Origin of the sequence: Bacillus sp. FSL W8-0920 (genome assembly GCF_038593215.1) — a bacterium.
GTDB lineage: Bacteria > Bacillota > Bacilli > Bacillales > Bacillaceae > Bacillus > Bacillus pumilus.
Genome location: NZ_CP151974.1, coordinates 1,066,753 through 1,079,278, shown reverse-complemented (window position 1 = coordinate 1,079,278; position 12,526 = coordinate 1,066,753). Strand labels below are relative to the sequence as shown.

Below are 12,526 nucleotides of genomic sequence, written 5' to 3'. Positions count from 1 at the left end.
TCTACATTCATATCATTGCAGGAGAAAATTCAGAAAAAAGCAGCCTCTAATGTCGGCTGCTTCTTCATCGTTATTGAATACTCACTTGAAATTGTCCCTTCAATTCCTCTTCTGCTTCTTGAAATAACTGCTTTACGCTTTCTGCATACTCGCCAAGAGCGTCCTTGCTCGTGTCAAAATTCACCCATGTCAGCTCTACTGGCAGATTTACTTCTCCTGTCAAACAGTCCCATAGGGCATCGAGATTTTTCCCGTAGTAGTCAGGAAGGTGTAAAACTGTTTTTAGTTGGTCATGAAGCTCTTCTTGCGACCTGCACGACGCGCCGTCCAGCTGCACTTGTTTCATGTCATCTTCCCCTCTCATGCCTTTATTTTAAACGAATGGAAGGCAAAAGAGAAAGCAAGACTCCTCACTTTTGTTTCTGTCTGACACTTGACATCAAAAGGATGAGACAAGCTGCCAAAACGACCAAGAAAAAGACGGTTAAAACCACCTGAGTTCCGAACAGATCAGCGAAGAGCCCGACAAAAACACTTGGAAGACCCAGACCTAAATAGGCAAACAAATAAAACCCGGCAACGGCTCTAGCTGCCTCCTTTTTTCCCCGCTCGACAATAAGCTGAAGACCGCCTAAATAAGTAAATCCATAGCAGGCAGTACCCGCAAGCATCGTTCCGGCAAGCACAAGAATGATTGACCCACCATTTGCTCCAAATAGCAAGAGACCGTATCCACATGGAAGACAGATAAATCCGGCAAGGAGCGCTGCTGTGCTATTCATTTTGCGAACAAAAGGCTGCATCAGGACACCTGACATATTAATCAAAAACAGTGCCGGCCCTACCCATAATTCATATCCATTCAATTTAAGCTGTGCTGGCAAAACCGAAATCACAAGGCCACACACTGACCACGCGACAGCAATCGCTGCATTCGCTGGCATTGTTCCTTTTGGAAATGTTGGCATGTTCATCATCGGTTTATCTGCATCTCCTTGTACAGGCGGAACGAAAAAGAAGACACCCACGATCGTTAGGATTAAAAAGACCAGCACAATCCAATAACTAAGCGGCGCAAGCGTCACATACTGAAAAGAAAGAAGTGCCGTAAAAAGAGCACCGCCCCCAAAGCCAACCGAACTGCATAACGCAATAAAAGTTGGAATCCAGCTTGATTTTTCTGGATATAAAGCAATCAAATAAGCAGTGCATGTGCCAACACTTAGGCCAAGCCCCACCCCTTGCAGCAGCCGCGCCAAAAAGAGCATCTGAATGGTAGGATGTACGATCATCAATAAGGTAGCACATAATGAAAAACTAAGTGCGACCAATAAAACCGGTTTGCGTCCAGCCCGGTCAGATATCCCGCCAAGAAAAAGTAAAACTGGAATCAGTCCGAAGACATATGCAGCAAATACAAGGGCTGTCGCCGCCTTTCCGTACCCTGCTTGTTCGGCATACAACGTATAAAGGGGCACCTGCAGATTCACTGCGGTTGTAATCATAAAAAGACCAAATAAAACGAATATAAATGGAATGATGGATAGGTGTGCGGTTTCTTCTTTAGCTGCAGGGATCATTTCACTCTCTCCTCTAGTCATAAGCATATGAGAACAGTGTACACACCTTTTGGCTTACTTCCTATATCCAAAAACGATGCTATTGACCACTCCATATTCCCGTGTCATCATCATGTTATATGTGACAATGAGAGAAGGTGTCCGATGTATATTTATTTAGACCGCTCAAGTACTACCCCGTTCTGGCAGCAAATCGTGACTGAGATCATTCAACAAATTCATTCCCAAAAACTGAACCCCGATGATCAGTTAACACCGACACGCGTATTAGCACAGGAGCTCAATGTATCAAGATCAACTATACAGCTTGCTTATGATGAACTGCTGGCAAGAGGATATGTCAGCACATCTAGAAGAGGCGGTACGAAGGTCATTTCAAGTGATCACTATGCGGCCTCCACTCCCCATCAAGGTGAGCCGCCTTTTCCTCTTCCGGTAAGACCACACTTTCAAGAGGCGGAGAAACAAATGAACCACTGGCTGTCGGCCAATCAATTTCATGAGAAGCTTGATATTGATTTTCGTCATCAGGAACCAGCCATCGATGAACATTTTCAAAACATATGGAAACGCTCGCTCACAAAAGCATTACAGCGATTAGAGATGAAAGATTGGGGCTATTCCTCCCCGCATGGTTTATGGGAAGTACGTTCAGAAATACGCCAATACTTATCAGTAGAACGCGGCATCGATGTAGAAGAGGATCAAATCGTGTTAACAGGAGGCACGCAGCAAGCCATTGATTTGATTTCACAGGTATTGCTTAAAAAAGGCGATATAGTAGCTGTTGAAGATCCAGGCTTTCCTGGAGCAAGGCTTTCCTTTATGCATCGTGAAATGAACATTTATCCCGCGCCCGTCGATGAAGAAGGGATCATGGTGAATACATTACCACGAAAAACAAAGCTGATTGCGGTGACGCCCTCCCATCAGCGTCCAACCGGTGTATGTATGAGTGTGAGCAGAAGGCAGCAGCTGCTAAAATTTGCTGTCAGTCATCAGTCTTATATACTAGAGGATGATTTTGATGGAGATTATCGTTATCATGGCGGACCGCTTCCTTCCTTATTTTCAGAAGCACCCGACCATGTGATTTATATCTTAAGCTTCTCCAAAGTGCTGGCACCAGGCATCCGCCTTGCTGCCATTATCGGCTCCAAAGCGGTCATAAAAGAAATCGCTTCCTTGCAATCACTCATTCAAAGACAGCTGCCCATTATGGAACAGATCACACTCGCCTCTTTTTTCAGAGAAGGAGAATTCACGCGTTATGTCAGGCGAATGAGACAGCTATATAAAAAAAGACAGGCTGCCATGATGGATGCCCTTTTAACACAACAATTTGACAAGCACTTTCATATTTATGGAACAGATACGGGTCTTCATGTCTTTTTGGAAGGAGCGCCAAACTTTGACGAAAAAGGCAGTATTGAGGCAGCAAAAGCAGCAGGTATTGGCATTTATCCATTAAGTCCTTATTGTTTTGAGAGCAATCGAAAGGGATTACTGCTAGGCTTTGCTTGTACGGACGAAAACATGATTCAAGAAGGTGTGCGCCGCTTAAAGCAAATACTTTATATGTAAAAAAAGCCTGGAAGTCCGCCTTCCAAGCTTTTTACGTTGATTGCTGAATGCGGCCTACTTCTTCAATAAATGCAGCTGCCCTCTGCAATCCATCTTGGAGATGATGAGTAGCGGAAATAAACAGCTTTTCTTGATCTGGGCGCTTTAATAGCTGCTCCACCTGACCAATTCCTTTTTCAAATGAATGAAGACCTGTCTTTAATTGTTCATCTGCCTTTTGATAAGCGGTTGGAATTTCTTGATGAGCAAGCCCCTTTTGAATCACACGATCAAAGGCTTTCGTCGCCTTTTTCAATTTTTTATTTACTTGGATCTTTCCCTGTCCATCTGAAATAAATTGGTCGGTCATGTTTTCATAAGCTTCATTTAACTCATCCATATAACGCTGAACCCATTGTTCATACGCAGCTTCTTTTGTGTCTTGTTTTGAAGGCGATTGACCTGCTTGCTGACAGGCTGCTAGTAAGGTCACTGTCAAGGTGAATAGTAGCAGCAATTGCGATTGTTTTTTCATACAGAGCCTCCATTTCTTATTCCCATTCGTTCATATCGGTCAAAATAGGAGTATCCTTTACCACATACGAACACTTTGCAAGAAATGATTTCTTTTATTGTAACAGACGGCTCGTGTCACTTCTGTGATTTATGAATAATTGCTTGAAAATACGTCTAAGGATCCACATTTCTCTGTCATTTGGTGGACAGTCTACCGATACACACTCAATAGACGACTGGATATATGGATTTGGTTTCAACAAATTCATGTGCATGGTGGATGTTCTCGTGTCATCATAATGATGCCCCAACGAAGTCGCCTTGTCCTGTTGATTTATTGAAGTTTACCTTTACAAGCAATGTCAAGCTCTTCGACTACTTCACCATCTTGGATGAGATAGGCTTTTTCATGAAGATTGACAGCGGGACAAATATGATTTGGAATGATTTGCACCTTCTCACCGATCTGGACAGTCTGACGGAAGCCTTCGTGATAAATGATAGCATGCTCATCAAATACACTGGAAACAAATACATCATCAAAGTCTTTTACCTTGCCTAGTCCCTTTGTTTTCGTCAGCCCTTTTGTACGGGTTTGAGCCGTGAGCCCTTTGGCACCAACATCTGTAATGACACGAGTATTTGTTGGCTTACTAATGACTGTCGTCAGGACGGCTGCTGCACAATGTGAAAAAGTGCCGATCACATTGGACTGAGAGGCATCCATGAAGATGTATGTGCCTGGGCGGATTTCGGTCACTCCCTTTGGAATATCAAATTGAAATAAGAACGGTGGTGTTGATCCTATGCTCACTACCTCTAGCAGCATGCCTGATTCTTTTGCAACCTGTGCAAACCGAAGCGTTCGATTCACAGCGTCTTCATATAATGTCTGACAATGCGCTTTACTTTCCGCCTTGTATGTATGACCATCATGAGAAAAAATCCCTTTTAAATGAACGAACTCACATGTTTTTATCGCCTGCAAGATTTGACGGAAATCACTCTCTTCAATGACACCAGACCTCTCTTCTCCAACCTCTATCTCAATTAAAACCTCCGCTTTTTTCTCTGCTCCACGAAAGACATCTTCAATTTGATGCACATGCTCTACACAATCAATTCCAAATGAAATGTGTATCGACCCTGCCAGCTTTCGAATTCGCTTCAGCTTTGTCTCACCTACAATTTGATTGGCGATAAAGATATCTGTTAGCCCATGCGCCGCCATCACTTCTGCTTCCCCTACTTTCGCTACAGTTAAGCCAGATGCGCCCATCTCCTCCTGCACCTTCGCAAGACCAGGTGTTTTATGTGTTTTCGTATGAGGACGCAGTTTGACTTGCTGACGGTCCGCATATTGCTGCATAGCAGCTAGATTCTCCATCATCACCTGTTTATCAATTAATAGCGCCGGTGTATCTAGTTCATCATAAGTCATCATCATATCCCCTTTTCTGTCGCTCATTATATAAAATTTTATACATTGTACTTAAATTATATAATTTGTTATATAATTTTCAATGTTTTTTTCTTCGAGAAAGTAAGACGATATGCTAAACATAAGGAGTCCAGCGGCTGGGCTGCCGCTGGTTTTAGTTAATATCTGTTCCGAAGCTCCCTTAATATAAAATCGTATACAAGGTTGAGCTGTTGTTCCTTTGGATACAGCATAAATTCTTGTTTTTTAGGAAGACCACCATCAAGGCGATCTTGAAATTTCGTTCGGAGATACGCTGTTCTGTGCACCTGACTCTCAAATGACTTATATGAGACATCGAGTTTGACGGTTTGCTCATTTGTAAAGATGACCACCGTGTCTCCGAGGGATGATTCCTGGAAGGTATGAATGTATTTGTGGGAGATCCAGCCGCACTGAGGACGGTTGGATGAATAGGTTGGGAAGAAATACAGATGATTGGATGAGTCAATCACAATGGGAGGCTTGTGGGATATTCCTGTTACTTCATATGTTCCCGCTTTTCTGCCTGCATAGCTTGAGCCGAAGAATCGGCAGCTGCGTTCAATAATTTGCAGAGGTTTTAATTCAACGTAAAAGCTTGTCTCTCTTTCTATGACTTTTGAATATACTCTTTTTCCTTCTTCAACCGGAAGGATCGCCATTGTTGTTTGATTAATGACGTATGAATCTAAAGGTGTTTCACTAATTCCTGACACTTCATTTCCTCCTGTGTTAATTTTTGGTTATTTTAGATACTATTAATCTATCACCAACATATAAGAAACGACAGGATTTTTTCAAAATTTATTAAAAATCATTTTTTTATCGTATTATTTAGTCCATTCGATCTATCGAAAAGCCTTTTTTAAGATATATCACATCGTGTCGATTGGACAAGAGGTGTCGATTTCGCTCAAAAATAAATTGTCTAAAAATTATAAATTCTTGTTGATTTTTTCTTCGCCAATCCATATACTATAAAAAAGGCATCGGGGGGATTCTTTATGAAAGAGAAAAAAACGTATGCTGAGCTCATGAAGTCCCGCAACACCCAAAAAACCGAAGAAAACGGCGTGACGATTTTAGACATCTATATTCAAATGGTTTTAGATGAGGCGCTTTATAAACAGCGCTTAACCTTCCTTAGAGAAGAGATTGATAAGGCACTGGATCAGCGTGATGAAAAACGATTCAACGACCTGTCAGCTCAATATGCAGAACACTGCTTACATTAATCATGATGATTTTACTTGCGGCAAAGAGGGCAGCAACTCGTCTCTTTACCGCAAGTTTTTTGTTTATCCATTTAAAATGGTTCCGCCATTGACATGCAGGATTTGTCCATTTATATAAGAGGAGTCTTCGCTCGCTAAAAATAAATAGCTCGGCGCAAGCTCTACTGGCTCACCAGGACGCTCCATTGGAACATCTCCGCCAAATTCAGAGACTTCCTTTTCCGTAAAGGTCGATGGAATGAGGGGTGTCCAAATGGGTCCCGGAGCTACCCCGTTTACTCTAATCCCTTGCTTAATGAGCGATAAAGATAATGATCTCGTAAATGTCACGACTGCCCCTTTTGTAGATGAATAGTCGATCAAGGTTTCATGCCCTTTATAGGCTGTGACAGATGCAGTATTAATGATACTGCTCCCTTTCTTTAAATGAGGAAGTACCGCTTTTGTTAAATAAAACATGGCAAAAATATTCGTTTGAAATGTTCGAAGAAGCTGATGTGAGGTAATCTGTTCAATGCTTTTTTGCGGATGCTGTTCCCCGGCATTGTTCACCAAAATATCTATGGAACCGAAAGCATCCTTCGTTTTTTTGACGACCTCATTTGAAAACGCCTCATCTCCTAAATCACCTGCAATTAAAATGACGCGACCTCCCGCCTTTTCAATATAGTCCTTCGTTTCCTCTGCATCGCGGTGCTCACTCAAGTAAACAATGGCGACATTGGCGCCTTCCTTCGCAAATAAGACCGAGACTGCTCTTCCGATCCCGCTGTCTCCACCTGTCACAATGGCTGTTTTCCCTGCTAATTTTTTATCCGGCATCTCTCGATCAAAAACAGGCCTTGGATTCATTTTGTATTCAAGACCTGGACGCTCACTTTGATGCTGAGGCGGCAATGTTTTCTTCGGCTGCTTTGTTGACACGTCTGACCACTCCTTCCTTTTATCTTGTTTATTTTTATGTGTTGGCTATTTTTTTATGTATGCCAGGCTAGTTTCCTTTCAAATGTATGATTTTCTTCATTGTGGAAAAATTATACATAACAAGTCACTAACTGGAGGCGACAGTATGGAGCAAGAACATAAAGGATTGGAACAGGCAAAATCGTTATGGATAGCGGATAGTCAAAAGCATTCTTTTCCTACAGTAGATGAGGATCTCACAGCAGATGTCATCATTGTTGGCGGTGGTATTACCGGTATCGCTACCGCGTTTGAAATGACAGAACGCGGGCTGGATGTCATCATCATTGATGCTGATCAACTGCTGCAAGGTACGACCGGACATACGACAGCTAAGATTACCTCACAGCACGATGTTTACTACCATGAGCTGATCCAGCAAATTGGTATGCCCAAAGCCCGTTTGTATGTAGAAGCAAATGAGAAAGCAAAAGAGCTAATTCAAGCTCGCGTCCAAAAGTACGACATCGATTGTCAGCTAGAAGTCAAGGATGCGTACCTTTATACAAAGGAAGAAAGCGGTGTAAAAAAATTAAAAAAGGAATTAGATGCCTACAAACAGCTTGGGATTGATCGGGGATGGAAAACAGCGCTTCCTTTTGATGCTGACATCAAGGCTGCCCTAGCAATGACGCAGCAGGCACAGTTCCATCCCCTTCATTATCTCAATGCACTCATTGACCAGCTCCTAGAGCGTGGTGTACGTATTTATGAACAGACAACTGCTGTTGACGTAAAAGAAGGAAACCGCCCTGCTGTCGTCACAAAAGACGACCATCACCTGACAGGCCGCTATATCATATCCTGTTCGCACTTTCCTTTTTATGATGGAAAGGGACTTTATTTCACGCGCATTCACCCAGAGCAATCTTATGTGGTAGCAGCCAAAACAACGAAGCCGCTCCCAGATGGAATGTACTTAGGGATCGACCAGCCTGCTCATTCTTTAAGAACGACAGAATGGCATGGTGAGGAAGTCGTTCTCATCGGAGGAGAAGGTCATAAAACTGGACAAGGCGGGGATGAATCTGCTCACTATGAAGGACTAGAAAGGTTTGGAGACGCTACCCTTGGAATTGAAGAGGTGCTGTATCGCTGGTCGACACACGATATGGTCACAATGGATCAAATCCCTTACATTGGCCGCCTAACCAAGCACCATCAAAATATCTTCGTTGCGACCGGTTTTAGAAAATGGGGCATGACGACAAGCCACGCGGCAGCTACTCTTATCGGTGATTTGATTGAAGGAAAATCGAATCCATACGAATCCATTTTTACGCCATCAAGACCTGTTTCTGATTCTTTCGTCAAAGATTTCGTTAAAGAAAACAGCAATGTCGCTGCCAAGCTGATCAGTGGTAAATTAAAACGAACCGATCAAACCATTGATGATTTAAAGCCAGGTGAAGGCGGCATTGTATCGTATGAGCATAAAAAATGCGGCGCCTTTAAATCAGAGGATGGGAATATCTTTCTTGTGGATACAACGTGTACTCACCTAGGCTGTGAAGTCGCTTGGAATAATAGCGACCGCACTTGGGATTGCCCGTGTCACGGTTCACGTTTCTCCATTACTGGAGAGGTAGTAGAAGGCCCAGCAAAGAAACCACTAAAAAGGTCTTATAAAGAACAGTAAAATTTTACTGATCCCCTTTAAAAAATCCAATATTATCCGATAGATAATATAAAGTCTGATAATTTGTGATGATTATAGGGGGACAAAAACATTGTTATTTAAAAAAGAGACGAAAAGAAAAAACACTGCTTTTTTCACACAGCAGGATGATGGGATAAAACGTATCAACTTTTCTGACAATACGGATATCGCGAAACAAATTAAAATGATAGATCTGACGCAGCATGACCTATTTATTTTAAAACAGCTCAATCCAATTGTTCAGGAGGATATTGCACGTATCGTTGATAAATTTTATAAAAATTTAGAAGTCGAATCTTCCTTGATGCATATCATTCAAGATAATAGTTCTGTCGACCGTTTGAAAAAAACACTCCGCATTCATATTAGTGAAATGTTTGCAGGTGTGGTTGATGAAGCCTATGTGGCAAAACGAATTAAAATTGCGCAAGTTCATTTACGGATTGGCCTCCAGCCTAAGTGGTATATGGCTGCATTCCAGGACCTTCTGCTATCAATTATGGATTTATTTGCTCAGCATATCCAAGATTTCAAAGAATATCAGACAGCAGTCAAAGCGACGACAAAAATCTTAAATTTAGAGCAGCAGCTTGTCCTTGATACATTCCAAAATGAATATTCTAAAATTCGTGATGAAGCAGAACAGCAGCAGCAGGAGCTCCATACAAAAATCACAGAAACATCAAATTCACTTGCTTCTCTCTTCTCAAACACAACAAATGCAGTGGACAAGCTTGTATCAAAATCTGATGAGATGGCAGACATGTCGCAAGCTGGCACGCAAATTTCAGCACAGGTCGAGGAAAAATCGATTGGCGGTAAAAAAGAATTAGAGATTCAACAAACACAAATGAACCAAATTGATGGCAGCATGACAAAGATTGAAACAGAAATTAAGCGTTTAGAAGAAATCGCCAAACAGATTGAACAAATCTTTGGGATTGTCACAGGCATTGCAGAGCAGACGAACTTGTTATCTTTAAATGCTTCCATCGAATCTGCACGAGCAGGCGAACACGGAAAAGGCTTTGCTGTCGTCGCAAACGAGGTTCGTAAATTATCAGAGGACACAAAGAAAACGGTTTCAACCGTATCTGAACTCGTCAACAATACCAATTCACAAATCTCCATTGTGTCTCAGCACATTGGGGACGTGAATTTACTCGTGACAGATAGTAAAGAAAAAATGACTCAAATCAATTCGCTCTTCGATGATATCGTCAGCAGCATGAACTTAAGCAAAAATCAAAATGGAAAAATTGAAATAGACCTTCAAACCTTCCTGAACGAATTGAAGGAAGTCAAACAAACGGTTTCTCAAGTTGCCAGCTCAGTCGAATCCTTAACAAGTCTCACAAATCGCTAATCCAGTCTTTTTTCTTCTGCTTTAGTATAATAGAAGAAAAGATAGAAAAGGCGGGATTTGATTGACAACAATTTGCCTAGTCAGGCACGGGGAAACAGATTGGAATGCAGCGAAACGAATTCAAGGACGAACAGATATCCCTTTAAATGATACTGGTAAATGGCAGGCTGAACAAACGGGTCTTTATTTGAAGGATGCCCATTGGGATGTTGTCATTTCCAGTCCACTCACAAGGGCAAAAGAAACAGCACACTTGATTTTAAAACATATAGATGCGCCTCTTGTCGTCATGGATGATTTCATTGAGCGTGATTATGGCGATGCTGAAGGCATGTCATTTGAGGAGCGCCAAAAGCTTTTTCCAGATAAACAGTATCCAAATATGGAGCCGCTTGAAGCGATTCAGGATCGAATGGTAGAAGGCATTGAGAAAGTTAGAGCAGCCTATCCGAATCAACAAGTCCTGATCGTGGCACACGGCGCTGCCATCCATGCTTTACTCACCACCTTAGCGGATGAACATCTTGGTCTTGAGAACACGAGGCTCGTCAATGCTTGCTTAAATTATGTGGAATGGAAAGATGGTAAATGGAAGGTGCTTGATTACAACGTGGTCAGCCATTTAACTCAATCCTCTCCTATTTAAAGAACCTGTTATGTAAACAGGTTCTTTTTAAATGACAAAAACAATGATAAAATAGTATTTTTTTATATCGAAATTCGAAATAGATGCTAGACATTTCTACCTATTTTAAGGCTTTTCGGGTATCGAATATTTCTCCGAAAATGGATCATAAGAAAAAAAGCACATTTCCTTTTTAATAGATAGCCGCTGAAATAGTAGAATAAACATATTTTACCATCATTTCCAAGTGACTTAATTCCCCAATTTTCGCTAGGACTTTCACAAAAATTCGGGTCTACTCTTATTTGCCTACTTCCCTTAAACTGAATATACAGAATAGTCAAACGGATCATTCTTATAGACTACGGATGATTATTCTGAAATAAGAAAAAAGGGATGTGGATTGTGCGTGAAAAAGAAAAATGTGATGACAAGTGTTTTATTGGCTGTCCCTCTTCTGTTTTCAGCAGGGTTTGGAGGCTCCATGGCAAATGCCGAGACGGTCTCAAAGTCAGATAGTGAAAAGAGCTATATTGTTGGCTTTAAAGCCTCTGCCACTACAAACAGCTCTAAGAAACAAGCCGTCACTCAAAATGGTGGAAAACTAGAAAAGCAATATCGTCTCATTAATGCCGCACAAGTAAAGATGTCCGAACAAGCCGCAAAAAAACTTGAACATGACCCTAGCATTGCTTACGTAGAAGAAGACCACAAAGCAGAAGCATATGCACAAACCGTCCCTTATGGAATCCCTCAAATCAAAGCTCCAGCTGTACACGCTCAAGGTTATAAAGGGGCTAATGTCAAAGTAGCTGTCCTTGATACGGGCATCCACGCTGCCCACCCTGACTTAAATGTTGCAGGCGGTGCCAGCTTCGTCCCTTCAGAGCCAAATGCCACCCAAGACTTTCAATCACATGGAACTCACGTAGCCGGAACCATTGCTGCCCTTGATAACACAATTGGTGTTCTTGGGGTCGCTCCAAGTGCTTCCCTATATGCTGTTAAAGTATTAGACCGCTATGGCGACGGACAATATAGCTGGATCATTAGCGGTATTGAATGGGCAGTAGCCAATAATATGGATGTCATCAACATGAGCTTAGGCGGACCGAATGGTTCAACAGCACTTAAAAATGCCGTTGATACAGCGAATAACCGCGGAGTCGTTGTTGTGGCGGCTGCAGGTAACTCAGGTTCCACTGGTTCTACTAGTACAGTTGGCTATCCAGCAAAATATGATTCTACCATTGCCGTTGCCAATGTAAACAGCAACAATGTCAGAAATTCGTCTTCTAGCGCAGGTCCTGAATTAGATGTTTCTGCACCTGGTACTTCTATTTTAAGTACAGTACCAAGCAGTGGATACACATCTTATACTGGAACGTCTATGGCGTCTCCTCATGTAGCAGGAGCAGCAGCGCTTATCCTTTCTAAGTACCCGAATCTATCAACTTCTCAGGTTCGCCAGCGCTTAGAAAACACAGCAACACCGCTTGGTAACTCCTTCTATTACGGAAAAGGGTTAATCAACGTTCAAGCGGCTTCTAACTAAA

At 42.1% G+C, this 12,526-nt stretch carries 12 protein-coding genes; 6 read left to right on the top strand and 6 right to left on the bottom strand.

Annotation, left to right across the window (positions count from 1 at the left end; all coding sequences use genetic code 11):
- Positions 1-70 precede the first annotated feature (70 nt).
- Both NSS78_RS05220 and NSS78_RS05215 read right to left on the bottom strand, forming a co-directional pair.
- Entirely contained in the window at positions 71-346 is a 276-nt protein-coding gene (locus NSS78_RS05220) for a barstar family protein (protein WP_050945369.1), read from the bottom strand.
- Positions 347-410: 64 nt separating this feature from the next.
- A complete protein-coding gene (locus NSS78_RS05215) occupies positions 411-1,580 on the bottom strand; it encodes an MFS transporter (protein ID WP_212046100.1) in 1,170 nt (389 codons plus the stop codon).
- A 144-nt stretch (positions 1,581-1,724) separates the two neighbouring features.
- Between NSS78_RS05215 and NSS78_RS05210 the strand changes: the two genes are divergently transcribed.
- Positions 1,725-3,164: a PLP-dependent aminotransferase family protein gene (locus NSS78_RS05210; RefSeq protein WP_212046101.1), complete on the top strand. Its 1,440-nt coding sequence runs from the start codon at positions 1,725-1,727 to the stop codon at positions 3,162-3,164.
- Between the two features lie 31 nt (positions 3,165-3,195).
- Here the strand turns inward: NSS78_RS05210 and NSS78_RS05205 are convergent, their stop codons facing one another.
- The 3 genes from NSS78_RS05205 to NSS78_RS05195 form a co-directional block, all read right to left on the bottom strand.
- Positions 3,196-3,678 (bottom strand): hypothetical protein, encoded by a 483-nt coding sequence (locus tag NSS78_RS05205; RefSeq protein ID WP_212046102.1) that lies wholly within the window; start codon positions 3,676-3,678, stop codon positions 3,196-3,198.
- A 315-nt stretch (positions 3,679-3,993) separates the two neighbouring features.
- Positions 3,994-5,100 (bottom strand): D-TA family PLP-dependent enzyme, encoded by a 1,107-nt coding sequence (locus tag NSS78_RS05200; RefSeq protein ID WP_212046103.1) that lies wholly within the window; start codon positions 5,098-5,100, stop codon positions 3,994-3,996.
- A gap of 158 nt (positions 5,101-5,258) precedes the next feature.
- The gene (locus tag NSS78_RS05195) at positions 5,259-5,837 is read right to left on the bottom strand and encodes a competence protein ComK (RefSeq protein WP_003212419.1); all 579 of its coding nucleotides are present in this window, start codon (positions 5,835-5,837) and stop codon (positions 5,259-5,261) included.
- A 288-nt stretch (positions 5,838-6,125) separates the two neighbouring features.
- Here NSS78_RS05195 and NSS78_RS05190 point away from each other — a divergent pair, with 288 nt between their 5' ends.
- Positions 6,126-6,356 (top strand): IDEAL domain-containing protein, encoded by a 231-nt coding sequence (locus NSS78_RS05190; RefSeq protein WP_003210924.1) that lies wholly within the window; start codon positions 6,126-6,128, stop codon positions 6,354-6,356.
- Between the two features lie 63 nt (positions 6,357-6,419).
- On the opposite strand, the gene NSS78_RS05185 is transcribed toward NSS78_RS05190, so the two are convergent.
- Positions 6,420-7,280, bottom strand: coding sequence for an SDR family oxidoreductase (locus NSS78_RS05185; protein WP_212046104.1), 861 nt, complete (start codon positions 7,278-7,280; stop codon positions 6,420-6,422).
- Positions 7,281-7,425: 145 nt separating this feature from the next.
- On the opposite strand from NSS78_RS05185, the gene NSS78_RS05180 reads away from it, so the two are divergent.
- The 4 genes from NSS78_RS05180 to NSS78_RS05165 all read left to right on the top strand — a co-directional run bounded on the left by NSS78_RS05180 (position 7,426) and on the right by NSS78_RS05165 (position 12,525).
- Positions 7,426-8,958 carry an FAD-dependent oxidoreductase gene (locus tag NSS78_RS05180; protein ID WP_003211807.1) on the top strand — a complete coding sequence of 511 codons (1,533 nt, stop codon included), beginning with the start codon at positions 7,426-7,428 and terminating at the stop codon, positions 8,956-8,958.
- 91 nt (positions 8,959-9,049) lie between these two features.
- Complete coding sequence (locus tag NSS78_RS05175) at positions 9,050-10,345, top strand: globin-coupled sensor protein (RefSeq protein ID WP_003211980.1); 1,296 nt, start codon at positions 9,050-9,052, stop codon at positions 10,343-10,345.
- A 61-nt stretch (positions 10,346-10,406) separates the two neighbouring features.
- Positions 10,407-10,991, top strand: coding sequence for a histidine phosphatase family protein (locus NSS78_RS05170; protein WP_212046105.1), 585 nt, complete (start codon positions 10,407-10,409; stop codon positions 10,989-10,991).
- Between the two features lie 388 nt (positions 10,992-11,379).
- Positions 11,380-12,525: a S8 family peptidase gene (locus NSS78_RS05165; RefSeq protein WP_034620013.1), complete on the top strand. Its 1,146-nt coding sequence runs from the start codon at positions 11,380-11,382 to the stop codon at positions 12,523-12,525.
- Position 12,526: the final 1 nt, after the last annotated feature.

What these genes read in the sequence shown, in the direction of transcription:
- NSS78_RS05220 (WP_050945369.1), bottom strand. Translation starts at nt 346, where the DNA reads ATGAAACAAGTGCAGCTGGACGGCGCGTCGTGCAGGTCGCAAGAAGAG.
- NSS78_RS05215 (WP_212046100.1), bottom strand. Translation starts at nt 1,580, where the DNA reads ATGATCCCTGCAGCTAAAGAAGAAACCGCACACCTATCCATCATTCCA.
- NSS78_RS05210 (WP_212046101.1), top strand. Translation starts at nt 1,725, where the DNA reads ATGTATATTTATTTAGACCGCTCAAGTACTACCCCGTTCTGGCAGCAA.
- NSS78_RS05205 (WP_212046102.1), bottom strand. Translation starts at nt 3,678, where the DNA reads ATGAAAAAACAATCGCAATTGCTGCTACTATTCACCTTGACAGTGACC.
- NSS78_RS05200 (WP_212046103.1), bottom strand. Translation starts at nt 5,100, where the DNA reads ATGACTTATGATGAACTAGATACACCGGCGCTATTAATTGATAAACAG.
- NSS78_RS05190 (WP_003210924.1), top strand. Translation starts at nt 6,126, where the DNA reads ATGAAAGAGAAAAAAACGTATGCTGAGCTCATGAAGTCCCGCAACACC.
- NSS78_RS05180 (WP_003211807.1), top strand. Translation starts at nt 7,426, where the DNA reads ATGGAGCAAGAACATAAAGGATTGGAACAGGCAAAATCGTTATGGATA.